The sequence below is a fragment of the Nonomuraea sp. NPDC049378 genome (assembly GCF_055586745.1).
The window spans coordinates 66,185-90,802 of sequence record NZ_JBVJHP010000030.1 but is presented as its reverse complement, the minus strand read 5'-3'; the positions used below and the strand labels follow the sequence as shown (position 1 = coordinate 90,802).

Here is a 24,618-nt window from a genome sequence, read left to right as displayed (position 1 = left end):
TGGCCACGTGAGCGACATGCCGTGCCAGTGGTTGCCGGGCCTACGCGCTCAGGGGGGCGGGCATGCGGCTGCGGCCTCCAGCGCCACCCTGGCCCTCGCCCGCCAGACGCTGGGAGACGGGCCGACGGGATGGGCGGTGGAGACGGCGGTGTGGATGACGCAGCAGGTCATCGAGCAGGTACCGGCCTACGGTGGCGGCCGGACGCCGTTCGAGACGTTGCGGCGCTCGGTGGAGTCGAGTGTGCTGGCAGCGCTGTCCGGGCTCTTACTGGACGCCCGTCCCTCGCCGGAGCTGGTGCCTGTGGAGGCGGTGGAAGGCAACGCGGACCTGGTACATCGGGGGGTGCCACTGGACCTGGTGTTGCGCGGGGTGCGGATCGGGCACGCGTGCCTGCACCAGCGGCTGATGGACGCCATCGACGCCGAGCCGGAGCCGGTGCGGGTGACGGAGAGCCATCGGGTCAGCGAGTTGTTGTTCTCCTACGCCGATGTGCATGCCAGCCGGATGGCCGAGGAGTACATCGCCGAGCGGAACCGCTGGCAGGCCAGCACCGAGGCGGCGCGGTACCGGATCGTGGACGACATCGTGGCGGGACGGCGTATCGACCAGAAGACAGCCCAGCGCACGCTGGGCTACGAACTGGCCCGCCACCACGTGGCGTTCGTGGTCGTCGCTGACGAACTCGATACTCCGGCCGAGATGTTGCGGCGCTTCGCGGGGGAGGTGGCGCGGGCGATGGACGGGCAGGGCGTACTGACGGTGCAGGCAGGGCCGTCGGATGTGTGGGCGTGGACGGGACGGCTCTCGGGTTCTGCTCCCGAAGCAGGCGTTGAGGTGCCGGTGGGGCTGCGGCTGGCCGTCGGCCCTGTCGCGTACGGGGTGGCCGGGTTCCGGCGCAGCCATGTGGGCGCCAGAGAGGCTCAGGGGTTTCTGGGAGAGACCAGGTTGTGCCGTCATGCCGATATCCGGGTGCGGTCGTTGCTGGCTTCGAGCGAGGAGCGGGCGCGCTGGTTCGCCGAGGAGATGTTGGGAGGGCTGGCCGGCGGTGATGCGCGGCGGGCGGAGCTGCGCGAGACGTTGCGCGTCTACCTGGCCGCCGGCCGTAGCCCGCGACGCGCCGGTGAGGTGCTGCACGTCTCACGCAACACTGTGGGCTATCGGATCAAGCGGGCCGAAGAGCTCCTCGGCCACCCGCTGCCGGACGACCTGCTGGAGCTGCGGCTGGCGCTGGAGATCGTCCGCACTTCGCGCCGGGCCGACTGAGCCCGCCCAGAGCCCACATGTCGGCGAAAATCTGGGCTTCCGGCACAAGCGGCAGGCGGCAGAGCCTTCGTTGAATCGGCGTAACAACCCGCTGACGAAGGAAAGCCCATGCGTGTTGCCAACCTCGCCGGCCGAGCTGTGCTCCTGACCGGCGACGGCGCGATCGATATCGAGAAGGCCGGCGGTGGCCGCTTCCCCTCCGACCTGCAGGCCCTGTTCGAGCGCTGGGACGAGCTGCGTTCCTGGAATACCGATGCCACGCCCGTCCCGTTCGACGAGGCGGACCTGGAGGCGCCTGCCCCCGCCCCGCGCCAGGTGTTCGCAATCGGCGTGAACTACCGCGACCACGCCGAGGAGTCGGACATCGAGCCAGGGGCGAGGCCGCCGGTCTTCACCAAGTTCGTCTCCTGCCTGACGGGCCAGGACGCCATGGTCGCGCTGCCGCAGGGCGGGCTGACCGACTGGGAGGTCGAGCTGGTCGTGGTGATCGGCCGGCGTGCCCACAGGGTGGCCGCAGCCGACGCCTGGGGCCACGTGGCCGGGCTGACAGTGGGGCAGGACCTGTCCGAGCGGATCACGCAACTGTCGCTGCCACAGGCGCAGCAGTTCTCCCTGGGCAAATCGTTTCCGGGCTTCGGCCCGATGGGACCGTGGCTGGTCACTCCGGACGAGTTCGCGAACCCCGACGACCTGGAGATCTCCTGCTACCTGGACGGTGAGCGCATGCAGCACGCCCGCACCAGTCAGATGATCTTCGGTGCGCCCGAGCTGATCGAGAAGCTCTCGGCCGTGACCCCGCTACTGCCCGGCGATGTGATCTTCACCGGCACCCCGGGCGGCATCGGCGGCACCCGCACTCCGGCCCGCTTCCTGGCGCCGGGTGAGCACCTGCACTCCACGATCGAGGGCATCGGCACACTCCGCACCACCTTCACGGGAGCCTGACATGGCGCTGCACCGCCTGACCCGCATCACCATCGGCGTCCCGAACATCGCCGAGACCGCCGCCTACTACGCCGACTTCGGTCTCGCACGGATCGGCGAGCACACCTTCGCCACCGCCGACGGCGGCGAGCAGCTGCAGCTAGTCCACGCGCCCACCCGCCGCCTGGTCGAGCTGGGCGTCGGCGTGGACGACCCCGACGACCTCGCCCGGACGAAGGCGAGCCTGGCCCGGCTGGACCTGGCGCTGGACGCCGACGGCCGGGTGAGCGACCCGGGCACGAACGTCCGCGTCCGAGTGTCGATCGCCGACCGGATCACCCGTCCGGCCGAGCCCGCCCCGGTCTACAACGGGCCCGGTCGCGCAGACCGGATCGACGCCCGCGCCCCGGGCGTGCTGCGCGAGCAGCCGGTACGCCCCCGCAAGCTCGGCCACGTGGTGCTCGGCTCCACCGACCAGGAGGCCAGCCAGCGCTTCTTCACCGAGGGCATCGGGTTCAAGGTCAGCGACGAGGTGCCCGGCATCGCCGCGTTCCTGCGCTGCTCGACCGACCACCACAACGTGCTCGTCCAGCCGGCGCCCGTGCCGTACCTGCACCACACCTCCTGGGAGGTCGAGGACGTCGACGAGATCGGCCGCGGCGCCCACCACATGCTGGAAGGCCATCCCGAACGGCACGTGTGGGGGCTCGGGCGGCACCACATCGGCTCGAACTTCTTCTGGTACCTCAAGGACCCGGCGGGCAACTTCTCGGAGTACTACAGCGACCTGGACTGCGTGGTGGACGAGGCGATCTGGAAGCCCGAAGTGTTCTCCGACATGCGCATCCTCTACAGCTGAGGGCCGCCGGTGCCGCCGTCGTTCATCGAGCCCGAGGACCTGGCCGCACTGATGGCGGGAGCGCACAGCGCATGAGCCACCACACCGACGGCGACCGGCCGCTGGTGCTGGTCCCCGAAGATTTGCCGCTGGTGGAGGCGGTGCCGCTGACTGAGCGGAAACTGCCCGCCTCCACCTACCACCTCCTGGCCCGTACCGCCGCCGCCAACCCTGACGCCCCTGCCCTGCACCTGCTGGGCGAGGGCGCGGAGATGACGTGGAACTACGGTGAGTTGCTGCGACGCGTGCACCAGGCCGCGAATCTCTACGCGTCCCTGGGACTGACGCCCGGCGGGACGGTGGGTCTGCTGCTGCCCAACAGCGGCCACACCTACGCCGCGCTGCTGGGCGCCCAGGCCATCGGAGTGGCCAACCCGGTCAACCCGATGCTCGCCGATCACCGCATCATCGACATCTTCACCCTTACCCGTGCCGAGATCCTGGTGGTCGCCGGCTCGGCGATGCTGCCAGGACTGTGGGAGAAGGCGCTACGCGTGGCCGAAGGGCTGCCGGGACTGCGGGCGCTGCTGATCGTGGGCGGTAACGCCTCCATCGACGCCGCCCACGCTCCGGCGAAGGTGCGGGGCGGCGACTTCGAGCGACTGGCCGCCGACCAGCCCGGCGACCGCCTGATCACCTCGCACCGGCCTCAGCCCCAGGATCTCGCCGCGTACTTCCACACCGGCGGCACCACCGGCACGCCCAAGGTCGCCCCGCACACGCACGCCATGGAGGTCTACATGGCCTGGGCGCTCGGCTGCTCGGGAGCCTACGCGGGCGGCGACGGGGTGGCGCTGGCGGGGCTGCCGCTGTTCCACGTCAACGCGGTGCACGTCACCGGGCTGGCGCCGTTCATGCACGGCGCCGCCGTGGTCAGCCTCGGCCCGCTCGGCTACCGCGACAAACAGCTCATGGCGGATTTCTGGCGGATCATCGAGCGCTACCGGGTCACCGCGTTCTCGGCCGTCCCGACTGTGTACGCGAGCCTGCCACCGCTGCCCGACGGGGTGGACATCTCCAGCCTGCGCGCCGGCGCGGTCGGCGCCGCGCCGCTGCCCGCCCGGGTCCGCGCCGGATTCGAACAGGAGGTCAAGGTGCCCATGCTGGAGGGGTATGGGCTGACCGAGGCTACCTGCGCCAGCGCCGCCACCCCGGCCTTCGCGCCCCGGGCCGGGTCGGTCGGGCTGCGGCTGCCGTACCAGCGGATCAAGGCCGTCACCGTGGACGCCGCCGACCATCCCACCGGTGACCGCCCACCCGGCCAGGGCGGGGTGCTGGCCATCAGCGGCCCGGCCGTTTTCCCCGGCTACCTCGGCCCCGGCGGTCCCGACCCCACTGACAAGATCTTCGACGGCTGGCTGCTCACCGGCGACCTCGGCCACGTGGACGAAGAAGGCTACGTCTACCTGACCGGACGCGCCAAGGACCTCATCATCCGTGGCGGCCACAACCTCGACCCGCGGCCCATCGAGGAATCCCTGCTGGCGCACCCGCATGTCTCGGGCGCGGCCGTGGTCGGCCGCCCCGACGCGCATTCCGGTGAGGTGCCGGTCGCCTACGTCACCGTCACCGGCGTCGTCACCGAGGCCGATTTGCTGACCTGGGCGCGAGAGCACGCTTCTGAGCCCGCCGCCGCGCCCAAGGCCGTCCACGTCGTCGAATCGCTGCCGACGACCTCGGTCGGCAAGCTGTTCAAGCCCGAGCTGGTCGCCGACTCCATCCGCCGCCTCCTGGCCGGGATCGCTCCCGGCGCCCAGGCCGAGGTGGTGCTGGAGGATGGCCGGCCGACCGTGCTGATCGGCGCGGACCCGGAGTTGGCCGCCACCCTCGATCGCCACAACATCGCCCATCGGATGGTGTCCTCATGATCGACCAGCCGGTCCGCGATCTCCTCGACCGGCAACTCACCGGCGTCCTGGCCACCACCCGGCCCGACGGCACCGCTCGCCAATCAGTGGTCTACTTCGCCCTGGACGGTGACCGCCTGCTCATCTCCACTGAACCGGGTCGGGCCAAGGCCAGGGATGTGGCCCGCACCGGCCGCGCCTCGCTGTGCGTGATGGGCGGCGCGGCCCCCTATCCGTCGGCGACCTTGGAGGGCGGCGCACGCGTCCGCACCGAGGACGTTGGTGGCGACACCGCTCTCGTCTGGTCCCGGATCGGCGACCGGCCGGTGGAGCCGGTGAGCGACGCGGACCTGGCCACCATGAACCGGGTGATCCTGGAGATCATCGTCGAGCGTGTGTACGGCACCAGTTACTTGGATCAGGGAGAAACAACGTGAGCGGTCGTATCGACGTCCATCAGCACATGGTTCATGAGCGGTACGCGCGCTGGCTGCGCTCGCACGGCGTCGACGCGCCGGGCGGTCGGCCATTGCCGTCGTGGAGCCCGCACGAGGCGCTCGAGTTCATGGACCGCCTGGGCATCGCCACCGGCATCCTGTCGCTGACCACGCCGGGGGCCTACCTCGATGACGGCGCCGACGCCGCCTACGTGGCCCGGGAATCCAACGAGTTCGTCGCCGGGGTGGTGAAGGAGCATCCCGGCAGGTTCGGGTTCTTCGCCACGCTCACCCTGCCGGGCGTGAGGGCCGCCATCATCGAGGCCGCCCACGCCTTCGATGAGCTGGCCGCCGACGGGGTGATGCTCCTGGCCAACAGCGATGGCGCCTACCTGGGCGATCCGGCCTTCGACCCGCTCATGGCCGCCCTCGACGAGCGCGCCGCCATCGTCTTCGTCCACCCTGCCCAACTGCCCGGCCCGCCGGTAGAAGGCATCCCGCCGTTCGCCGCCGACTTCCTGCTCGACACCACCCGCGCGGCGTTCAGCTTGGTCAAGCACGACGTGCCGCGGCGCTTCCCGCGCATCCGGTTCATCCTCTCCCACGCCGGCGGGTTCGTCCCCTACGCCGCCCACCGCCTGGCGCTTACCGTCTTCAACGACACCGGCCGCGACCCCAATCAGGTCCTTGAGGACCTGTCCGGCTTCTACTTCGACACCGCCCTGTCGGCCAGCCCTGCCGCGCTGCCCTCCCTGCTGGCCTTCGCCAAGCCCGGCCACGTCCTGTACGGCAGCGACTGGCCCTTCGCCCCCGAACTCGCCGTCGCCTACTTCAACACCTGGGCCACCGACGAGGCGATCAACCACGGCAACGCCCGCAGGCTGTTCCCACGCCTGAAGGAGGCGCCCCGTGCATGACGTGCTCATCGTGGGCGGCGGCGGTGCCGGCCTGACCGCCTCCATGCTGCTGTCCCAGCTCGGCGTCGACCACCTGCTCATCAGCGCGCTGCCGACCACCTCCGTGCTGCCCAAGGCGCACGTGCTCAACCAACGCACCATGGAGATCCTCGCCGACCTCGGCCTCGCCGAGACCATCTACCAGCGCGGCACCCCGCCCGAGCAGATGCGCTACTCCGGCTGGTACGCCGGCCTCGCAGGCCCTACGGAGGACTACGGCCGCCGCTTCGGCCTGGTCGAGTCGTGGGGCTGCGGCGGCCTGTCGGACGACTGGGCCGCCGCCAGCCCGCAGCGCCAGACCAACCTGCCCCAGATCCGGCTGGAGCCCATCCTCAAGGCCCGAGCCGAGGAACTCGCGCCCGGTCGCATCCGCTTCGGCCACGAACTGGTCACCTTCACCACCGACGCCGATGGCGTCACCGCCACCATCCTCGACCGAGACAGCGGCCAGACGTATGAGGTGCGCGCCCGCTACCTGCTGGCCTGCGACGGCGGCCGGACCATCGGCCGCCATCTGGGCATCGTCATGGAGGGCGCCCGCGACCTGGCCCGCATCGCCACCGTCCACCTGAGCGCCGACCTGTCCGCCTACGCCCGCGACCCCGAGGTACTCATCCGCTGGCTGACCCTCCCGCACACCGGCGGCGGCGCCACCATGGTGCCCATGGGCCCCGACCATTGGGGCCCCGACAGCGAAGAATGGGTCGTCCACCTCAACTACGCCACCGACGACCCGCGCGGCCTCGACGACAACCAGGTGATCACCGACCTGCGCACCGCCCTCGGCCTGCCCGACCACCCGCTCACCGTGCACCTGATCACCCGCTGGTCGATCGAGGGCGTGGTCGCCGACCGCTTCCGCGACGGGCGAGTCTTCCTGCTCGGCGACGCCGCCCACCGACACCCGCCCACCGGTGGCCTCGGCCTGAACTCCGCCATCCAGGACGCGCACAACCTCGCCTGGAAGCTCGCCGCCGTCCTGCACGGCCACGCCCACGAGCGACTGCTGGACACCTACGAGCCCGAACGCAAGCCCGTCACCGCCCGCAACGTGCAACGCTCGGTCGAGAACGCCCTCAACCACATCGTCGCCACCCAGGCCGCAGGCATCACCCCCGGCGCCGACCCGGAGACGAACTGGCGGCAACTGCGCCGCCTGTGGAGCGGCCTGCCCGAGGACGCCGAGCACGCCCGCGCCGTCCACCGCGCCATCGCCAGCCAGTCCATGGAGTTCAACGAGCACAACATCGAGTACGGCTACACCTACCCCTCGGCCACCTCGGCCGCCGTCGTCGACGACGGCACCCCCGAACCCGCCAACCCCGATCCCATCCGCCTCTACCAGTCCTGCGCCCGGCCCGGCCACCCGCTGCCGCACGCCTGGCTGGAGGACGACCACGGACGGCGGCTGTCCACGCACGACCTGGTCCGGCCCGGCAGATTCCTGCTCATCGCGGGCGAGGACGGCCAGGACTGGTGTGACGCCGCCACCAAGCTCGCCGGCGCCTGGCCGCTCGACGTCGTCCACGTCGGCCACCTGGACGGCGACCTGCTCGACCCCCGCTCCACTTGGACCCGCCACCGCGGCCACGGACCGGCCGGCGCGGTTCTCATCCGCCCCGACCGATGCATCGCCTGGCGCGCTCAGCAACCCGCCGACGCGCCGGCCCAGCTGTCCCAAGCCCTGCAGTCGATCCTCGGAGGGGTCCGATGACCCGCCTGGGCTTCCCCTCGTAACGTGGAAACGCGTCCTCCTTGCTGGCCTGCGGCGCCTCGCCTCGAACCGTCATGAAGACACTCGGCCACAGCCAGATCGCGCTGACCATGAACACGTACGGCCACGTGCTTCCCGACATCGAACGGGCGGCGGTCGACGCGGTCGCCAAGCAGTTCTTCGGATGACCTTCAGAACGACCAAGGGCCGGACTCCCATCAGCGGGATTCCGGCCCTCTCGGCTGCAAAAGCAGTCACCAGCGTTTGTGTCAAGCCATGCCTCAATGTACTTTCTTGTAACGCTCCGCCCTTTTCCGTCGTCCTCGAAATGCCCCAAAATGCCGCCGCAGGTTCACGGGTGCCGTTGACCGAAGAGCAACTACCGGGCAATGGCACGGCCTTGACCATTCGGGTAGCCCAAGAGGGAGCATCGTGTCCTAAGGGGATGGCCGCGAGCTGCGAGAAAGGGAGCGGTCGGCCAGGAAGCAGGGGGCGGTGCCGGCCTGGCCGCACGCATGCGAAGGGCGGCGGCCAGGATCCGGCAGGTGCAGGGTTGCCCCTTTCCGCTGACGATCTAGAAGAACCGGAACGTGGTGTCCGGCTTGGGCAGGTCGAGCTTCCCGGGACCGCGGAACTTCGTCGTGTCCTTCGGGACGTCCACCAGCGGCGTGCCCAGCATGAGAGGCACGCTCACGCTGCTCCTGGACAGGTCGACGGTGACGTTCGCGCCGGTGCCGGTCTCATCGCTGTAGGTGGAGTCGGTGCCGGCCAGCACGAGGCCGATCCTGTGTCCCTTCTTGAAGGTGTAGTCCTGCGGCAGCGTCAGCCACGTGACCGTGCCGTAGGTGCCCGGCGGCAGCGGCGTGGCCTGGCTGAGCGAGTCGCGGTTCTGCACGTCGATCCAGCCTCGGGCGACGATCTCCAGCGGGCGGGTGGCCACGTTCGTGACGACCTTGCGGTAGCAGGCGTCGTCGGCCGCGGTGCTCTCCCCGTGACAGTCCTCCTCTGCGAGATCGGTGATGCCCTCGTTGGTACGCCAGTCGACGCGGGAGTCCTCGCCGAAGTCCACCAGCAGTGCGGTCAGGTTGGAGGTGGGCTTGTCCAGCTTGACCCGCAGGTCGGCCGTGGGAGTGCCGGACAGGCGCAGGTCCTGCGACAGCTCGCCGGTGGTGAACGCCACCCGCCCCGGGTTCGCCGTGCCCACGTCGGCCACCATGTCGGTCTCGCTCATGGCGACGTCCTTGAAGGACGCGGCACTGTTCGCCGCGGCGGGCTTGGAGCCGAGCGAGCCGTCGGCGGCGGGGTAGAGCGACGTCTTGAGCGCGGACGGCGCCGGCCAGTCGGACTGGGTGATCCACTGCTTCGGGCTGACCTCGACGTCGGCGCGGGGCTCGCCGGTGATCCCGTTGCGCACGCCGTGCAGCCAGTGGTCGAACCAGCGGTGCAGCGTGTCCACCCACAGCCCTCTGCGGCCCTCGAAGTCGAACGGGTCCACGTGTCCGGTCTGGCCCACCCAGATCTTGCGCGGCACGTTCCTGTCGGCCAGAGCCTTCCACCAGGTCGAGAAGTTGTCGGGCTTGACGTTGAGGTCGTTGACCGTGTGCGCGACGAAGACGCTGGCCCTGACCTTGGAGACGTCTCCGAGCAGGCCGCCGATGTAGTCGCGCTCGGACCAGAAGTCGTTGTAATCGCCTGTGTCGTCGGCGTCCTCGGCGTCCATCCTGTCGCGTACCTGCTGGCACTTGGCCTCGGGGTCGGTGTCGACGTGGTTGGCCAGCCCGGCGGCGTAGTCGTAGTTGTAGACGACGCCATTGGATCGCTGGTATTTGTACCAGGAGCTGATCGCCGAGATGGGCACGATCGTCTCCAGACCCTCCACCCCGGTTGCCGCGACCGCGTTGGCCAGGGTGCCGTCGTACGATTTGCCGATCATGGCGGCTTTGCCCGTCGTCCAGTCCGCCACGACCGCGCTGCCGTCGGCCCTGAACGCCCTGGCACGACCGTTCAGCCAGTCGATGACCGCCTTGCCGCCCAGCACGTCAGCTTTGCCGCCGATGTCCGGGCAACCCTCCGACCGGGTGGTGCCGAGCATGTCGACGTTCAGGACGGCGTAGCCGCGAGGCACATAGAAGTTGTCATAGAAGAGCGGAAATTTCGTGACATTTCCGGCGGCGTCGTAGGCCTTGTGCTCCGACTCGTTCCCGCGACCCGAGTTGTCGTAGTACGGGCTCTCGTCGATGACCACCGGCACCTTGAGCCCCGGCCCGGACTCCTTCGGCCGGATGATGTCCACCCGCACCTTGTCAAGGTTGCCGTCGAGATCGCTGTCGACCGGCGACTCGACGTACACGTGCTCGCGGACGGCGTCCGCATAGGAGAAGACCGGCTGCGTACGGCCGTTCTCGATGGTGATCGCCGGACCGGCTGTCGCCTGGGCCGGGATCGGGATCGCGAGGGTGAGCGCGGCGGCGATCAAAGCTGTGCGTAATGATGACATACATGACCTCCGAGGCCGTTGAGTGGTAAGTCAGGGAGTCAGGCAAGTAGTTCGCGAGGCGGCAAGATCGGCAACCGCGGCTGTTGATCACGTCCCGGGGGAGCAAACACCCTCCAGGTCTTCAACGTCAACCCGGGAGCGGGACCGAACGGTCACTGGCCGATGGACGAAGGCCAGGTCGGGGGCCGGCCCGTACCGGGGACGCTCGGCCGCGGCCAGGCGGCGGGAGCAACGGCCGAGTTATGACCGGGCGAGGTGGACGAGGTGCGCGTCTACGGCCGCGTCATGGTCGCCGACCTGGTCGCCGGCGCCATCACCAACGAGGTCCGGGTGGCCGAGCGGGTGCGGAAGCCGCCTGCGGCGATCGCCAGACGGCTGGAGGTCCCGGCCGGGGCGTAGACTCGCGCGCCGCAGTGCAGGCATCGCTGAGCATCTGTGGACTGTCAGTTAACGACATGGCGGATGTTGATTCGGCATGCTTGGACAGCCAAGGAGTCATGTCCCCTATCTGGTCGTGGAGAGCTTTGTCATGCGAGTACGGAAGACGCTGGGCGCCATGGCCGTGGCGGTGGTGGCGGCGGCCGGTGTGAGCACGACCGCCGGGCCCGCCGGGGCCTCGTCGCAGGCGGCCACCGCGTCAACCTCCACCGCGTCAACCTCCACCGCGTCGGCCTCCGCTCGCTTTTACTGCCGGTTCGGCGGCCGCGGCAAGGCGCCGAAAAACCTGACGATCTACGAGTCCACGGTTTTGATCAGCAACCCCGTGGGCGGGATTCCCAAGGGCAAGGTGTACAACTGCGACTACGGGGTGACCGGCAGCAAGTACACCATGTGCGGCCGGACCTGGAACCGATGGGAGTACGTCAGCTACAACGGCAAGAAGGGCTACATCGTGGCCGCCTGCGCCAAGCCCGCGAGTTAGCCCCACTCCCCGGACAGCGACGGCCGTGCGCGGCGCCGTCGGCCGTCACCGCGGCGCTGAGGTCGGCGAACGTGCTGACCGTCAGGCTGACGTCGCCCGTGCCGGTGCCTTCGGGTCGATGATCACCATGTGGATGCCGGGCGCGGTGCTCCCCAGCTCTCTTTCCTGGGCGGCGCAAGAGTCGCCGTCGGAGTCGCTGCACAAGGGGGTCCGGCGCGAAGGCAGTTGTGCGTGTGGAGAGGCTGGGGCCGGCACCGCGATGGTCTGGCTGCGGTCGTTTTTGAGCTTCGGCCTGAAATGAAGCCGAGGGTGATTGCTTGATCGCCTCCGAGCACACCATTCCCGACCTGCAGGACAGCAGCCCTAGTCGCTCCGGGCACGCCGCCGCCGAGACCCGGAAACTCCCCTCGCGCTCTAGCAACCCGCCCCTCAAAAGAGGCTGTCACTAGTCCTGGAGTGATACCCCGATTGTGGAGCCGATGATCGCGTAGTCGGAGAGAGTGGCCTGGTTGTCGACGGGGCGCGGCTGCGACGGAACACCGCCCGCTGTCGAAACGTGCCCTTTTGCGTCGCAGTGTCATGCCTTGCCCGCGTTCGAAATGCCCGATAATGCCGCCCGGTGTTGTGCCGGACCAGTGCCGACGAGCACCCAACGAGCAATCGTGCGACGGTTGGCATCCCTTGACCATGCACTTCTCGGCTGGCCGGGCAGTGCGGGCTACGTGAATGTCGCTGGTGCGGACCGCTGGTCACCAATTGCCGGTCACTCGGTTGTGAGGCCCGCGTCGTTGAGCCGCTTGATGAGGCTGGGCTTGCCCTGGTGCCGTTCCCGGAGGTGAGTGAGGCGCTGGGTGAACGGGCCGACGTGCTTGTCGCGCAGGGCCAGGGCGTGCAGGTCACGCAGGAGCTCGACGGCCAGATCGTATTCGCGAGGCTTCTTGGTGCCAATGGAGGTCTCCACCACGTCCCACGCGGCGTCGAGATCCTTGGCAAGCTGGTTCAGGCGGAGTTCCCTGGCCTGCCGTCGCTCCTGTTCCTGGCGGGCCTGTTCTTCGGCGCGCCGGCCCGCCTCCTGCTGATCGCGTACGTGGCGGCGGGCGGCGGCGGCGTCCAGCAGTTCGGCGACCGTCCGATCTGTTTCCACCTCCTGGCCGGTGGTTCCGCCGCCGAACTCGCGCAGCAACTCCCACCGGACCTTCGCGCCGTCTTCTTCCATCACCCGCAGCAGCAGTGCGTCCTTACGCTTGGCCGGCAGAGTGCCGATCCAGGCGGCCAGGGCCTTTTTATCGTGCTGTACGGGTTGCACGGGCGGGCTGGCTTCGGCGGCGGCTGCGAGCAGGTCGTGGTCCAGGCGCAGGAAGTCGGCAAGGGCCCTTTGCGGCGCGCTGAGCGAGCCCAGCCCTGGTGGGACGGGTGGCTCCAATATGTCCTCGTCGTCGTAGTCGAACGCGTCCTCGTCACGCTCCCATGTCCCGTACGCCGACAGCCAGGCCAGATAGAGCGGCCGCAGGTCGCCGGCGGCCAGTTCGGCGCGGATGCCGACGATGGCCGACAGCGAGCGTTCGACGTCGTCCTCCCAGTACTCCTCTTCGGCTTCGCTGGTGAAGTCGAGGACGAGGTGTCCGCCGCTGGTCCAGGTGTTGACCTGCTCGCCTACGCAGTAGCGTTGGGCCTGCTCGTTGTCGAGCATGGCTTTGGGCAGGCGCAGCATGATGCGGTGGGTGCCCCAGTTGGCCAGGTACAGGTGGGCGTCGTAGTAACGCTCCATCATGCGGGACGGGTCGCCGTGGAAATCGCCCCAGTGGTACTCGTTGGTGAAGCTGGTGGCGGTGATGTGGGCCCGGGTGGACAGGGCGCGCACTTCGGCCTGCTGCTTGTCGGTGAGCGGCCGGTCGATGGCCAGGAACTCGTAGTACTGGTATTCGCTCATGCTAACCCGGCCCAGCGGCGGAAGGCATGGATCCATTCGGCTCCGGTCGGTGGCGGGTCGGGGAGCGGCAGATCGAGGATGCCGATCGCCTGCTCGTGATCGCCGTGGCGGCAGATCGCCACGATGCCACTCCCGAGTGGGAAGTCGATCGCGGTGACGGTGACCTGCAGGCCGAGCACGGTGGTTTCGAACGGCACCGCCAGGTTGTCACCGATCATCACATGGAATCCGGAGAGCTGCTCGTCATCGTCGTAGGCGTCCACGATCGCTCGCTCAATCAGTTCATCCAGATGATCGTCAGGGGGGCGGCGAGTCACAGCAGCACACAATACCCCGGCGAGGGTGGGGGAGTTGTGGACTCTCAGGGTGGTGCAAGGGTGATGTCGGTGTGCGGGAAGTCTTCACCTTTGAAGAGCAGGGGCTGGCCGAGGTCTTTGGCGAGGGCGTAGGCGAAGCAGTCGCCCATGTTGAGCTTGGCCTTGGAGTTGTTGCCCTTGCCGTAGATCTGGTAAGCCCGGCGCGCGATTCTGGCCTGATGGGGCGTTACCGGCTCGATAATGAGGCCCATCTCGTCAACGAGTGTGTCGAAGGCGTTGCGCATGGCCGCGCCACGGTTGTCCGCCACAATGGCTGCTTCGACGTAGTTGACGGCCGAGATGCGACACACGGCTGCGGCGATGGCGTGGGCGAATTGGGTGGCCTCGGGCTCGCCGTTGATGACGGCGATGATGGCACTGGAATCGATGATCACGCGGGAAGGCCGGTTTCCGGGTCATACAGATCATCAACAGACAGGCGATCCCGACCGAGGTGGGTTCGCATACCGGCGGCGACATTCAAGATGCGTTCGGCTCTGCCGGCGGCTTCGGAACGGCGTTCCAGCGCATCCAGACGGCGTTCGAGCACTTGAGCGGCATGCTGGGTTTCCTCGGCCAACCGGATGACCCGGCGGGCGAGGTCATGAATGGGCTCGTGTTCGAGGTCCACGCTCACCGTCGCTCGACTCCTTCCGTGGTGGCGCCTGTGTTGCACCTTCAGCGTAACTGGTGGCCGAGCCTCACTCACGTCGATGGGCGGTATCCGTCCGTGCCACACAGGTTCTCTTCGAGTCACGGGTTCTTCTCGGGCAGGGTGCCTGCGGCGGCATGCCAGGCTTCCCAGATCTCGGGGCGGAGTCTGCCGCGGTCGGCGACAGGGAGTCCTTGTTCGCGAGCCCACGCGCGCACCTGCGATGCGGTCGGTTCCTGGCCGGTTGGCCGGGCGATCTCTGGCGGAGTGGGGATCGAGGGAGCGGCGGCGGTCGGTGTGTGTCCGCCTGAGTCGGATGCTGTGGTGGTGAAGCCGAGGCGGGTGAGGGTGCGGCGCCGCTTGCCGTACATGCGTTCCAGCTGTGGGACCTGTGCGTCCAGATAGTCGTGCACCTCGACGTCGTGCTTGACGGCGGCATCTCGCATGATCCGGCCGACGTGCTGGATCACCTTTCCTTTGAACGAGATCGGCATCGCGAGGAACAGGGCGTCCAGCCGGGGCAGGTCGAACCCCTCACCCGCGCCGCTGAAGGTCAGTGACCTCACGTTGGTGAGCACGTACCGCCCCAAGGTCGAGCACTGGATCATCCCGCGACTGGGCGCCCATCGGCTCGACCGGCTACGCCCGGAACACCTGGACGCCTTCTACGCCTATCTCGCCAAGCAGGGTCTCGCCCAGAACACGATTCTTCAGATCCACCGGATCCTCTCCCGTGCGCTGAAGATCGCAGTGCGCCGAGAGAAGGTCGCCCGCAACGTCTGCACGCTGATCGACGCTCCCACCGCCGAAGGCGTCGAGATCGAACCGCTCGACGCCGACGAGGCCCGCGATGTCCTTGACGTGGCCAGCCGCCAGAGGAACGGAACACGTTGGTCCGTGGCGCTGGCTCTCGGTCTTCGGCAATGTGAAGCGCTCGGTCTTCGCTGGAAGTACGTGGACCTCAAGAGAGGCGTCATCCGCGTCTTCTGGCAGATCAAGCACCAGCGCTACCGCCACGGATGCAAGGACCCGCACGCCTGCGGCGAACGGCTCCACCGCTACCCGTGCCCGGAGGACTGCCCCAAGGCCAAGCGCACCTCCGGCCGCAGGCACGTGTGCAACAAGGCAGGGCAGAAATTCTGCCCCCCCCGACTGCACCAAGCACGCGCCCTCCTGCCCCGAACGCGTGGGCGGCTGGACCTTCGTGAAGCCCAAGGGCAAGAGCAAGCGAACCGTCATGATCCCGCCCCCGCTGATCCCGCTCCTCAAGCTCCACCAAGAGGCTCAGCGCGCCGAGAAGGAAGCGGCGGGGGAGCGGTGGCAGGACTATGACCTCGTCTGGTGCCATCCGGACGGACGACCCATAGACGCCGGCCAGGACTGGGACGAATGGAAAGAACTCCTTCGCCTGGCCGAAGTCGACAAGGACGCCCGCGTCCACGACGCCCGCCACACCGCCGCAACACTCCTCATAGAACAAGGGGTGGACATCAGCGTGGTTCAGGAGATCCTCGGCCACTCACAACTGACCACGACGAAGCGCTACACCCACATCACGGCGACACTCTTAACCGAAGCAGCAGCCCGCATGGGCCGCGCGCTCTGGGGATAACTGCAACTGAAAATGCAACCGGGCGGACTTTCTGATCATGAAGATCGGGGAGTCCGCCCAGGTCATTCGGGTAGGGCGCCCGGGGCTCGAACCCGGAACCTACGGATTAAAAGTCCGCAGCTCTGCCAATTGAGCTAACGCCCCCAGCTACAGCAAGGGTACAGAGATTACCGTCCTGTCCGCGACGCCTCCATCATCGGTAGGCGGCCAGCCCGGTCAGCGCTTCCCCCAGCACCAGTGTGTGGATCTCCTGCGTCCCTTCGTACGTCAGCACACTCTCCAGGTTGTTCATGTGCCTGATCACAGGGTACTCCAGGGTGATCCCGTTCCCGCCCAGGATGGATCGGGCCTGGCGGGCGATGTCGAGGGCGGCGCGTACGTTGGCCAGCTTGCCGAAGCTGATCTGCCGGGGTTCGAGGCGGCCCGCGTCCTTCAGCTCGCCCAGGTGCAGGGCGGTGAGCTGGGCCTGGGCGGCGCCGACGTACATCCAGGCGAGTTTCTCCTGCGTCAGCTGGAACGCGCCGATCGGCTTGTCGAACTGGACGCGGGTCTTCGCGTAGTCGACGGCCGACTCGAGGCAGGCGCGGGCGGCGCCGACGACGCCCCAGACGATGCCGTAGCGGGCTTCCGAGAGGCACGACAGCGGGCCCTTGAGGCCGGTGACTCCGGGCAGGGCGGCGGAGGCGGGCAGGCGGAGGTCGTCGAAGTAGAGGGAGGAGGTGACGGAGGCTCTCAGGGAGAGCTTCTTGTGGATCTCGGGGGCGGTGAAGCCGGGGGTGGAGGTGGGGACGACGAAGCCGCGTACGCCTTCGTCGGTCTGGGCCCAGACCACGGCGACGTCGGCGATCGAGCCGTTGGTGATCCACATCTTGGAGCCGTTGAGGATCCAGTCGGATCCGTCCTTCTTGGCGTACGTGCGCATGTTGGCGGGGTCGGAGCCGTGGTCCGGTTCGGTGAGGCCGAAGCAGCCGATCGCCTCGCCGGCGGCCATCCGGGGCAGCCACTCCTCTTTCTGCTCTTCCGAGCCGTATCGCCAGATCGGGAACATCGCCAGCGAACCCTGGACGGACACGAACGATCGGAGCCCGGAGTCACCCGCTTCCAGCTCGCGGCAGGCCACGCCGTACGACACCGCGTCCGTGCCGGCGCAGCCGTAACCCTCCAGGTGCATGCCGAGCACGCCCAGCGATCCGAGCGCGGGCGCGAGCTCGCGCGCGGGGAAGGCGGCCTCCTCGAACCAGTCGCTCACGTGCGGGAGGACGCGGTCGGACACGAAGGACTTGACCGTGTCGCGGATCAGCCGCTGATCTGCGTTGAGCCGGTCGTCCAGGCGCAGCAGGTCGTCCATCGCAGAGGTCCTCTCGTCGCGTAAGGGACTACCAGGGTTCTACCAGGGAGAATCCGGATGTGCTATCACCGGCCCCCAGGGCAGTCTTGAGGCATGAGCGATTACGACAACGTCAAGAAGCTGCGCAGGACTCACAAGGGCCGGATCGTCGCGGGTGTCTGCGCGGGCGTCGGCGAGTACGTCGGGATCGACGCCAACATGGTACGGATCGCGCTGGCGATCGCGACGCTGTTCGGCGGGCTGGGCGTCGGCGTGTACGTGATCGGCTGGCTCCTCATCCCCGACGAGCAGGCCGAGACCTCGATCGTCCAGGACCTGGTCAACAAGCAGCAGAACCGGAGCACGCACACCGACTGGAACAGCGGCGAGCACAAGCCCCAGCCGTGATCATGACGGCGCGCGGGCCTTACCACGAGACTCGGTCCAGACCATGGCGAGCACGGCGGCGCTGACCACCCCGGTCACCCCGGCCAGCGCGACCACCGGCTCGGGGCCGAGTCTCTCCGCCGCGAACCCGCCGACCAGAATTCCGATCCCCTGTACGGCCATCAACCCCGACTGGACGAGGCCGAACGCCTGGGCACGCCGTTCGGCCGGTACGTTCTGGACGAAAGCGGCGTTGGCCGCGAGCTGGTAGGCCCCGCCGATCCCCGACAACACCCATGCCGCGAGGACCACGGCCAGCGGGGGTCGCAGCGCGGTCACGATCAGGGGTGCGCAGCTGAGCATGGCCATCCACCCCATGAGCCGCAGCCGCCGCGGCGGCGACACGAACCTGCTGAACAGGAACGCCCCCACGACGGTCCCGGCGGGCATGGCGGCCATCAGCAGCCCGGTGATCACCGGAATCGGCAGGGCTCCGGTGTGGAGCGTGGCCGCGTACGGTGCGGCGAGGCCCTCCGGCAGGATGTAGAAGCCGCACAACCAGGCGAACAGGACGATCGTCCGCAGTTTCTTCGACCCGAACACGAGCCGGGCTCCGGCCACGGTCATGGTCCACATGGACGGCTTGCCGCTCTCACCGTGGGCGGCGGGGCGGCGGTGCACGCCGGAGGCCAGGATCAACGCGGATCCGAGGAACGTCGCGGCGTCGAGGGCGAGCGCGCGGTAGGGGCCCATGGCCGCGATCACGGCTCCGCCGGCCGCGAAACCGAGCATCTGGACGGCCTGGTTCGTCATGTTCTGCAGGGCCGAGCCGATGACGTACATGTCGCCTTCGAGCACCTCGGGCAGCAGCGCCGCCCGCGCCGCCGAGAACGGCGCGCTGAGCAGCACCACGAGGAACACCAGCGCGCACAGCGCCCAGAACGGCATGCCGGGCACGGCCATCGCGGCCACCAGTGCGGCCCTGATCAGGTCGCAGGCCAGCATGACGCCTCTGCGCGCGAACCGGTCGGCCAGGCCGGCCAGCAGCGGCCCGCCCACGATCGAGGGCAGGTAGGTCAGCGCGTAGACGGCGGCGGTGGCCAGCGCCGATTGGGTGCGGTCGTAGACGAGCACCGCGAGCGCGACCTGGGCGAGCTGGTCTCCGAGGAGCGAAAGGCCCTGGCCGTACCAGAGTGCCCGGAATTCTTTGATCGCGATGACTTCGCGATAGGTGACTTGTCGTCCTTCGGCACGCCGATGTCGTCCTGGCAGTTGTCGCGCCCGCATGGCCCCCATTGGACTCCGCTGTGCCTGACTCACTGTGTTCGGTATGTCACCTAAGGTTGCCGAACACAAGGGCAAGCCGCAACCCAAAGAAGTCAACCGGAAGCAAAGGGTTACCAGCCGAGCTCGTGCAGCCGCGCGTCGTCGATGCCGAAGTGGTGCCCGATCTCATGGACGACCGTGATGCGTACTTCGTCGATCACGTCCTCTTCCGTATCGCAGATCTGGCATATCGCATTGCGGTAGATCTCGATCCGGTCGGGAAGAACGGCCGAGTACCAGTCGCCACGTTCCGTCAGGGGGATCCCGGTGTACAGGCCGAGCAGGTTGGGCTCTGGTGGATCGTCGACGACCGTGACGACGACGTTGCTCATGGTGCGTGCGAGGTCTGAGGGGATCGTGTCCAATGCCTCGGCCACGAGTTCCTCGAACTTCTCCCGGGTTACCTCGATCACACTTGCCATTGTGCCCCGTCTGTCGGGTATGCAAGAAACGGTATGAAGTTCGTCCACTGGTCAAAGGCAGCCATCCGGTCGAGGGCCTCGAAAGCCGTCGCGGTGCTCTTTGTCGCCGCTGTGGGCGCCTGGCTGGGCATCTTCTTCAGTGGCACCGTACGCGCCGAGATCGGTCCCGTGGAAACGGGCATGTCGCTGCGGCCGGCGTGGAGCGGCGAGACGGTCGTGGACGCCAGCCCGCTCGGCACCCTCACGTTCCGTACGCACGCGGCCCCGCTCAGGCTGCGCATCACCCTCGAGAACATCGACCAGGACCGCGCCCGGGCCCTCATCGAGGACCCCCGGCTGGCCGACCGCCTGCCGGCGCTGATCGAGTCCGACCTGCTGGACGGCGTGCGCGCGCTGGTCATCCGCTCCCTGCTGTGCGCGGGCGCGGGGGCGCTGGTGGCGGTCCTGATGGTGTTCAGGAGGCCCCGCGTGGCGCTCGTGGGGTTGCTGGCCGCCTCCGTGGCGCTCGCCGGCACGGGAGCGCTCGCCGCGCTCACCTTCCGCCCGAACTCGCTCGTCGAGCCGCGCTACTCGGGCCTGGTCGCCGCGGCGCCGTCCCTCGTGGGCAGCGCCGAGTCGATCGTGACGCGTTTCGAGTCGTACCGGTCGCAGCTCACAAAACTGGTGACGAACGTCTCCAAGCTCTACGACACGGTCTCAACCCTGCCGCTGTACGACGCCGACCCTAAAACCATTCGAGTCCTCCACGTCTCGGACATCCATATCAACCCCATCGCCTGGAACGTCATCAGGTCGCTCAAGGACCAGTTCGCCGTGGACATGATCATCGATACGGGCGACATCTCGGACCACGGCACCAAGGCCGAGAACAAATTCGTCAACGAGATCGGCCGGCTCGGGCTCCCGTACGTTTTCGTCCGCGGCAACCACGACTCGATGACCACCCAGAAGGCGGTCGCGAAGCAGAAGAACGCCATCGTCCTGGACGACAAGTCCAAAACCGTCGAAGGACTGACCATCTACGGCCTGGGCGATCCCCGCTTCACTCCGGACAAATCCGTGCCCGTCTCCGCGAAGCCCGGCACCCTCGACGAATATGCCCGCTCCCACCTGCCCAACGTCGGCGAGCCGGACCTGATCGCCGTACACGACCCCGATGTGGCCGAGGGCTTCTCCGGAGCCGCCCCCATGATCCTGGCCGGCCACACCCATGACCGCAGGACCAAGATGTTCCGCTCCGGCACCCGCATGCTCGTCCAGGGCTCCACGGGAGGCGCCGGCCTGCGCGCTCTCGAACACGCCCAGCCGACCCCGGTCCAGGCCTCGGTGCTGTACTTCGACAAGGAGACGAAACGCCTGCAAGCCTGGGACGACATCACGCTCGGCGGGCTGGGGGAGCAGTCGGTCTACATCCAACGTCACGTGGAGGCCGACCCAGACCGTATGATTTCTCCAGAGCCGACGAACGCCCCGTCGCCAACGGGACCCGTCACTGGCTCGCAGACGCCGACCGCCGGTTCGCCGCTTTGGCATCAGGGGCAATCGTCCCCTATGCTTCAGAGGTCTCCGACGGAAGGCGACAGGGAATCCTGAGCCCCCATCGTCTAGCGGCCTAGGACACCGCCCTTTCAAGGCGGCGGCACGGGTTCGAATCCCGTTGGGGGCACAGCGAGCGCCTGGCAACACCGGAAAAACGGCTGGTCGAGGATCACCGGAAAGCTGGTAAGCTAAGCGAGCGCAAACAGCAAGAAACGCAAGGTCCTGTAGAGCAGTTTGGAGTGCTCGCCACCCTGTCAAGGTGGAGGTCGCGGGTTCAAGTCCCGTCAGGACCGCTCTGGGTCAGGTAGCTCAGTTGGTACGAGCGTCCGCCTGAAAAGCGGAAGGTCGGCGGTTCGACCCCGCCCCTGACCACCTCACACGACCAGGAAGAATGCCCCGTAGCGATCATCGCTCCGGGGCGTTTTCATGTCAGCTGACGGCAGCGTCGTCGTACGGTGCCCGTACCCGCGACTTCCAGGTTTCGCCGAGGCGTGGACACACTCTTACCGGTGCCCGACGGATCGGTCACCCGGCCGCCGGCCGACGTCGCCCCGGAGCATCGGAGTCATTGCCGTGTGCAAGCGAGGGCCATCGGTCCGCGGCCCACTCCGGCCAGCCCAGGCACCCCGGTGGCGGGTCGGGGATGTCACCGCCGCCGAGTTCGGCGGCATCTGGTGCCTGGAACTGCTTCCGCCATGCGTCGATGTCCGCCTCGCTCATCGGAAACGTCGTGTGCGGTGCGGTTGCCTGGCGGTGTGCGATCCGAGCGCGCTGGACGTCCTTGTCGGTGGGCAGGTAGACGACTTGGCAGGCTGCCCCGGACGATGTTGCCAGCCAGCGCAGTGCCGACCGTTCGTCGCGGCTCCAGAGCCCGAAGTCGAGCACGACGCTGGTGCCCAGGTGCAGCGCCTGCAGGGCTAGTGCGATGAGCCGTCCTTCCAGGATGTCGCGCTTGCCGTTGGGCTGCGACCCGTCGAACAGGGGGATCATCCACTCGTCCGGGGTGAGCCGCAGCGCGCGGTGCGTCGCGGCGAGTTCTTCGGCGAGGGTGGTCTTTCCAGCGCCGGGGAGCCCGACCATCAGGAAAAGCCTGGCGGGTTCGGGCCGCACGTCGTGGTTCGGCTTCGCTTTCGCGGTGGCTGCGGCCAGCTTGTCGGTGACGGCGACGAGTGCCTCGGACGCGCGAGAGAAAGGATCTTGGCGCATGGGATGGAACTGCTGCGACATGGATGTGCTCCTCGGATCACGCAGGACGATCCGGCAGCGCAGCGAGACACGCGATGGGGCTGCCGGCGGGACTCTGATCCGGCGGTACGCCCTGGCACTGACCCCAGCGGGGACAGGCAATGAGGCCGCGGTTCACGGCAACCGCGATACCGCCGCTAGGCGGCGGCGCGGATGTTCACAGCGGCGAAGCAACCCATGCCGCCACTATAGGCGACAGCGCCGGCATGGCCGTGGACCGCGGCTGACTTTGCCCCGTAGCACGGGCTGAGGAGTGAGCTCAGCGCTTGGCGAGGTTGTACTGGATGGTGTACTGCCGCGCTCCGCAGCAGCCAGGGTGACTCGGGTTCGGAGTCCGGATCCAGAGCTGCCCGAAGGCGCCGCGGCTGCGTACTTTGACCGTCCTCATGACCGAATATGCCTTGGAGCCGCCGTCGCAGATCTTGCCGTATCGGCCCCGCTGGGCCTTCCAGTCGTTCGCGTTCGCGAAGTATAGGTCAGGAAAGATGCATCCGCCCTTGGGGAAGCCGTTCTCGCGGATCACGATGGACCGCAGCTGCGCGGACTTGGAGGACTTGTAGGCCCAGGTGGTGGTCACCTTGATCGGGTACTTCCTGCCGCGGTGGTCCTTGATCGCGACATAGGTGATCACGGACTGGACCGGCCTGACCCGCTTGACCGAGCTGATTTTCTGGTCGGGCGCGGCGTGCGCGGCGGGCGCCATGAGCAGCCCCGCCCCGAGGGCGGTGGTGAGAGCCACTCCGATCATGGGAGCCCGGAGTCGCGTGAGGGGTCGCACTGATTCTCCTTCACCGTGCAAGGAATTTCTGCACGGACAATCATTGACCGATCGGAAGGCACTGTTGGGGAGTGCGGTCAGGCCGCCGGTCATGACGAATCATTTCTTTCGGGCATTCATTGAGTTTTGCGCCGACGAAACTCTATACGAGCTCGGTATATCCAGGGAACATGGCCGGCATACGGGCGCTGGATCCTGCGGAGGTCAGGCTTACGACAGTAGCCGTAGCGGTGAGGAAACGGAGCCTACAAAGCACCGCCGCGGCGAGAAGCGGCTCTATTAGGGAGCGCAAAAAAGCGCTTCAGCGCTTCGCCGCGCGACGCGACGTGATGGTCAGTCCCGCGTTAAAGCAGACCTATATCGAGCTCGTCTACCATCACGATCATGCAGACGCCTCCGCCCCCAGGGCGCCCGCCGTACCCTCCGGGCCGGCAGGGCCAGCCAGTGCCGCCCCCGATGGGATGGTCACCACCACCTGCACCGGCCCCCAACCGGACACTCGCCGGTTGTGCCCTGGTCTCGTCAGTCGTGGTCGCGGTCGGCGGCTTCCTTCCGTGGAGCCAGACCTATACGGGGTCTGAGGGGTTCGAGGATGTGACCGGATTCGACGCTGCCCATGCGGGGCCGTTCCTTGTCGCGTGGCTGGGTGCCATGTTCGCGGTCACGGCGCTGGTCGCGGGCAGGACGACGAACGAGGCCGAGATCGTACCTGGCGTGATCGGCGTGATGCTCTGCGGGATCAGCTGGATGGACACCGTCAGGAGTTCTGACGAGCTCATCGTCAGGTGGGTCAGCGACGGGCTCTTCATCTCCATGGCCGGCTCGATCGCGCTGATCGTCATCGGCGTCATGGCGCTCGTCGAGAGCCGCCGAGGTAGGGCAGCCACCACAGGGCCAGCCCGCCGATAAGGATGAGCATCTCGAGGCCGGCGGCAGCATACGCGGAGACGGAGGTGCGCATGACGGCCAGTGGGCCAGCAGCGGCGCCCGGTCCACCGTGGTGAGCATCTCCCGCCATGGGACGGTCAGGTCGGCGTCGCCGTGCAGCTCATGCGTGACCTGGTCGGCGAGCGCCTGGAGCATACGGGGCCGGCGAAGCGGTCAGCGACGTGGCGCGCTGGTCGAAGAACAGGCGGGCGACCAGGTCACCCCGGGAACCGGTGCCGGACTTGGCGAAGATCGACTTCAGATGGTCCTGAACGGTGTAGGACGTCATGTGAAGCCGGTTGGCGATCTGCCGGGTCGGCAGGCCTTGCGCGACGAGTTCGGTGACCCGTTTCTCCCGCGCCGTCAGGCCGTACATGTCGGCCAGTAGAGGCGCCATCTCTGCTGGTCGGGCCGCTTCGAGCAGCACGGCGACCGGCGCCAGCGGTCCCTCTCCCAGCAGGGACGCCCGGACGATCAGCCAACGGCCCGTACGGGTGCGGACGCGCGCCCGGGCCAGCCCGATGCCGGAGACCCGCATGCTGCCGTCGGCGATGGCACGAGCCTGGCCGGCGACGGAGCGGATCACGAGCGGCAGTCTGGTGCCGGTCCGCCGGCTCGAAGGTCGCAACGCCACGCACTTGAGATACCGCATTGTTCG

The 24,618-nt window shown here is 68.1% G+C and carries 26 protein-coding genes and 4 tRNA genes; 16 read left to right on the top strand and 14 right to left on the bottom strand.

What is annotated here, in order from left to right; genetic code table 11:
* The first annotated feature begins 16 nt into the window (after positions 1–16).
* The 7 genes from ACZ6SA_RS43690 to ACZ6SA_RS43660 all read left to right on the top strand — a co-directional run bounded on the left by ACZ6SA_RS43690 (position 17) and on the right by ACZ6SA_RS43660 (position 8,040).
* Positions 17–1,264 carry a PucR family transcriptional regulator gene (locus ACZ6SA_RS43690; protein WP_465835010.1) on the top strand — a complete coding sequence of 416 codons (1,248 nt, stop codon included), beginning with the start codon at positions 17–19 and terminating at the stop codon, positions 1,262–1,264.
* Positions 1,265–1,372: 108 nt separating this feature from the next.
* Positions 1,373–2,209, top strand: a complete 837-nt coding sequence (locus tag ACZ6SA_RS43685) for a fumarylacetoacetate hydrolase family protein (RefSeq protein WP_347650148.1) — start codon at positions 1,373–1,375, stop codon at positions 2,207–2,209.
* Between the two features lies 1 nt (position 2,210).
* Positions 2,211–3,047 carry a VOC family protein gene (locus ACZ6SA_RS43680; RefSeq protein WP_465835000.1) on the top strand — a complete coding sequence of 279 codons (837 nt, stop codon included), beginning with the start codon at positions 2,211–2,213 and terminating at the stop codon, positions 3,045–3,047.
* A gap of 71 nt (positions 3,048–3,118) precedes the next feature.
* Positions 3,119–4,954: an acyl-CoA synthetase gene (locus tag ACZ6SA_RS43675; protein ID WP_465834998.1), complete on the top strand. Its 1,836-nt coding sequence runs from the start codon at positions 3,119–3,121 to the stop codon at positions 4,952–4,954.
* The gene (locus ACZ6SA_RS43670) at positions 4,951–5,370 is read left to right on the top strand and encodes a TIGR03618 family F420-dependent PPOX class oxidoreductase (protein ID WP_347650151.1); all 420 of its coding nucleotides are present in this window, start codon (positions 4,951–4,953) and stop codon (positions 5,368–5,370) included. The genes ACZ6SA_RS43675 and ACZ6SA_RS43670 overlap by 4 nt, the downstream gene beginning before the upstream one ends.
* Complete coding sequence (locus ACZ6SA_RS43665; RefSeq protein ID WP_347650152.1) at positions 5,367–6,287, top strand: amidohydrolase family protein; 921 nt, start codon at positions 5,367–5,369, stop codon at positions 6,285–6,287. Before ACZ6SA_RS43670 ends, ACZ6SA_RS43665 begins: the two co-directional genes overlap by 4 nt.
* A complete protein-coding gene (locus ACZ6SA_RS43660) occupies positions 6,280–8,040 on the top strand; it encodes an FAD-dependent monooxygenase (protein ID WP_443156209.1) in 1,761 nt (586 codons plus the stop codon). Before ACZ6SA_RS43665 ends, ACZ6SA_RS43660 begins: the two co-directional genes overlap by 8 nt.
* Positions 8,041–8,614: 574 nt before the next feature.
* Here ACZ6SA_RS43660 and ACZ6SA_RS43655 read toward each other — a convergent pair.
* Positions 8,615–10,537 carry a Xaa-Pro dipeptidyl-peptidase gene (locus ACZ6SA_RS43655; protein ID WP_347650155.1) on the bottom strand — a complete coding sequence of 641 codons (1,923 nt, stop codon included), beginning with the start codon at positions 10,535–10,537 and terminating at the stop codon, positions 8,615–8,617.
* Positions 10,538–10,792: 255 nt separating this feature from the next.
* Here ACZ6SA_RS43655 and ACZ6SA_RS43650 point away from each other — a divergent pair, with 255 nt between their 5' ends.
* Together ACZ6SA_RS43650 and ACZ6SA_RS43645 are read left to right on the top strand one after the other, a co-directional pair.
* On the top strand, positions 10,793–10,936 hold the full coding sequence (locus ACZ6SA_RS43650; RefSeq protein WP_347650156.1) for a hypothetical protein: 144 nt from the start codon (positions 10,793–10,795) through the stop codon (positions 10,934–10,936).
* 130 nt (positions 10,937–11,066) lie between these two features.
* Positions 11,067–11,459: a hypothetical protein gene (locus ACZ6SA_RS43645; RefSeq protein ID WP_465834994.1), complete on the top strand. Its 393-nt coding sequence runs from the start codon at positions 11,067–11,069 to the stop codon at positions 11,457–11,459.
* Positions 11,460–12,222: 763 nt separating this feature from the next.
* Here ACZ6SA_RS43645 and ACZ6SA_RS43640 read toward each other — a convergent pair.
* The 6 genes from ACZ6SA_RS43640 to ACZ6SA_RS43615 form a co-directional block, all read right to left on the bottom strand.
* Complete coding sequence (locus tag ACZ6SA_RS43640) at positions 12,223–13,389, bottom strand: hypothetical protein (RefSeq protein WP_347650158.1); 1,167 nt, start codon at positions 13,387–13,389, stop codon at positions 12,223–12,225.
* On the bottom strand, positions 13,386–13,652 hold the full coding sequence (locus tag ACZ6SA_RS43635; RefSeq protein ID WP_465834992.1) for a hypothetical protein: 267 nt from the start codon (positions 13,650–13,652) through the stop codon (positions 13,386–13,388). Before ACZ6SA_RS43635 ends, ACZ6SA_RS43640 begins: the two co-directional genes overlap by 4 nt.
* A gap of 98 nt (positions 13,653–13,750) precedes the next feature.
* Entirely contained in the window at positions 13,751–14,140 is a 390-nt protein-coding gene (locus ACZ6SA_RS43630; protein ID WP_347650160.1) for a type II toxin-antitoxin system VapC family toxin, read from the bottom strand.
* Positions 14,137–14,382, bottom strand: a complete 246-nt coding sequence (locus ACZ6SA_RS43625) for a hypothetical protein (protein ID WP_347650161.1) — start codon at positions 14,380–14,382, stop codon at positions 14,137–14,139. Before ACZ6SA_RS43625 ends, ACZ6SA_RS43630 begins: the two co-directional genes overlap by 4 nt.
* Positions 14,383–14,498: 116 nt before the next feature.
* Complete coding sequence (locus ACZ6SA_RS43620; protein WP_347650162.1) at positions 14,499–14,975, bottom strand: Lsr2 family DNA-binding protein; 477 nt, start codon at positions 14,973–14,975, stop codon at positions 14,499–14,501.
* Positions 14,976–15,036: 61 nt separating this feature from the next.
* Entirely contained in the window at positions 15,037–15,453 is a 417-nt protein-coding gene (locus ACZ6SA_RS43615) for a hypothetical protein (protein WP_465834989.1), read from the bottom strand.
* A gap of 130 nt (positions 15,454–15,583) precedes the next feature.
* Here ACZ6SA_RS43615 and ACZ6SA_RS43610 point away from each other — a divergent pair, with 130 nt between their 5' ends.
* The gene (locus ACZ6SA_RS43610; protein ID WP_465834987.1) at positions 15,584–16,009 is read left to right on the top strand and encodes a tyrosine-type recombinase/integrase; all 426 of its coding nucleotides are present in this window, start codon (positions 15,584–15,586) and stop codon (positions 16,007–16,009) included.
* A 71-nt stretch (positions 16,010–16,080) separates the two neighbouring features.
* Here ACZ6SA_RS43610 and ACZ6SA_RS43605 read toward each other — a convergent pair.
* Positions 16,081–16,153, bottom strand: a tRNA-Lys gene (locus tag ACZ6SA_RS43605).
* Between the two features lie 49 nt (positions 16,154–16,202).
* The gene (locus tag ACZ6SA_RS43600) at positions 16,203–17,357 is read right to left on the bottom strand and encodes an acyl-CoA dehydrogenase family protein (protein WP_465834985.1); all 1,155 of its coding nucleotides are present in this window, start codon (positions 17,355–17,357) and stop codon (positions 16,203–16,205) included.
* 93 nt (positions 17,358–17,450) lie between these two features.
* Between ACZ6SA_RS43600 and ACZ6SA_RS43595 the strand changes: the two genes are divergently transcribed.
* Entirely contained in the window at positions 17,451–17,744 is a 294-nt protein-coding gene (locus tag ACZ6SA_RS43595) for a PspC domain-containing protein (RefSeq protein ID WP_347650166.1), read from the top strand.
* Here ACZ6SA_RS43595 and ACZ6SA_RS43590 read toward each other — a convergent pair whose 3' ends face one another.
* Together ACZ6SA_RS43590 and ACZ6SA_RS43585 are read right to left on the bottom strand one after the other, a co-directional pair.
* On the bottom strand, positions 17,745–19,010 hold the full coding sequence (locus ACZ6SA_RS43590) for an MFS transporter (protein WP_347650167.1): 1,266 nt from the start codon (positions 19,008–19,010) through the stop codon (positions 17,745–17,747). It lies immediately after the preceding gene.
* Between the two features lie 110 nt (positions 19,011–19,120).
* Positions 19,121–19,471, bottom strand: coding sequence for a metallopeptidase family protein (locus ACZ6SA_RS43585; RefSeq protein WP_425465278.1), 351 nt, complete (start codon positions 19,469–19,471; stop codon positions 19,121–19,123).
* Between the two features lie 93 nt (positions 19,472–19,564).
* Between ACZ6SA_RS43585 and ACZ6SA_RS43580 the strand changes: the two genes are divergently transcribed.
* The 4 genes from ACZ6SA_RS43580 to ACZ6SA_RS43565 all read left to right on the top strand — a co-directional run bounded on the left by ACZ6SA_RS43580 (position 19,565) and on the right by ACZ6SA_RS43565 (position 21,382).
* Complete coding sequence (locus ACZ6SA_RS43580) at positions 19,565–21,064, top strand: metallophosphoesterase family protein (RefSeq protein WP_465834982.1); 1,500 nt, start codon at positions 19,565–19,567, stop codon at positions 21,062–21,064.
* Positions 21,065–21,137, top strand: a tRNA-Glu gene (locus tag ACZ6SA_RS43575).
* A gap of 91 nt (positions 21,138–21,228) precedes the next feature.
* Positions 21,229–21,303: transfer RNA gene (locus ACZ6SA_RS43570), tRNA-Asp, on the top strand.
* 5 nt (positions 21,304–21,308) lie between these two features.
* Positions 21,309–21,382, top strand: a tRNA-Phe gene (locus tag ACZ6SA_RS43565).
* Positions 21,383–21,535: 153 nt separating this feature from the next.
* On the opposite strand, the gene ACZ6SA_RS43560 is transcribed toward ACZ6SA_RS43565, so the two are convergent.
* A complete protein-coding gene (locus ACZ6SA_RS43560; RefSeq protein WP_465834980.1) occupies positions 21,536–22,237 on the bottom strand; it encodes a P-loop nucleotide/nucleoside kinase family protein in 702 nt (233 codons plus the stop codon).
* Positions 22,238–22,514: 277 nt separating this feature from the next.
* Positions 22,515–22,994, bottom strand: a complete 480-nt coding sequence (locus ACZ6SA_RS43555) for a hypothetical protein (protein ID WP_347650170.1) — start codon at positions 22,992–22,994, stop codon at positions 22,515–22,517.
* A 633-nt stretch (positions 22,995–23,627) separates the two neighbouring features.
* Between ACZ6SA_RS43555 and ACZ6SA_RS43550 the strand changes: the two genes are divergently transcribed.
* On the top strand, positions 23,628–23,942 hold the full coding sequence (locus tag ACZ6SA_RS43550) for a hypothetical protein (RefSeq protein ID WP_465834978.1): 315 nt from the start codon (positions 23,628–23,630) through the stop codon (positions 23,940–23,942).
* 139 nt (positions 23,943–24,081) lie between these two features.
* On the opposite strand, the gene ACZ6SA_RS43545 is transcribed toward ACZ6SA_RS43550, so the two are convergent.
* Complete coding sequence (locus ACZ6SA_RS43545) at positions 24,082–24,546, bottom strand: helix-turn-helix transcriptional regulator (protein WP_465834976.1); 465 nt, start codon at positions 24,544–24,546, stop codon at positions 24,082–24,084.
* Positions 24,547–24,618 lie beyond the last annotated feature (72 nt).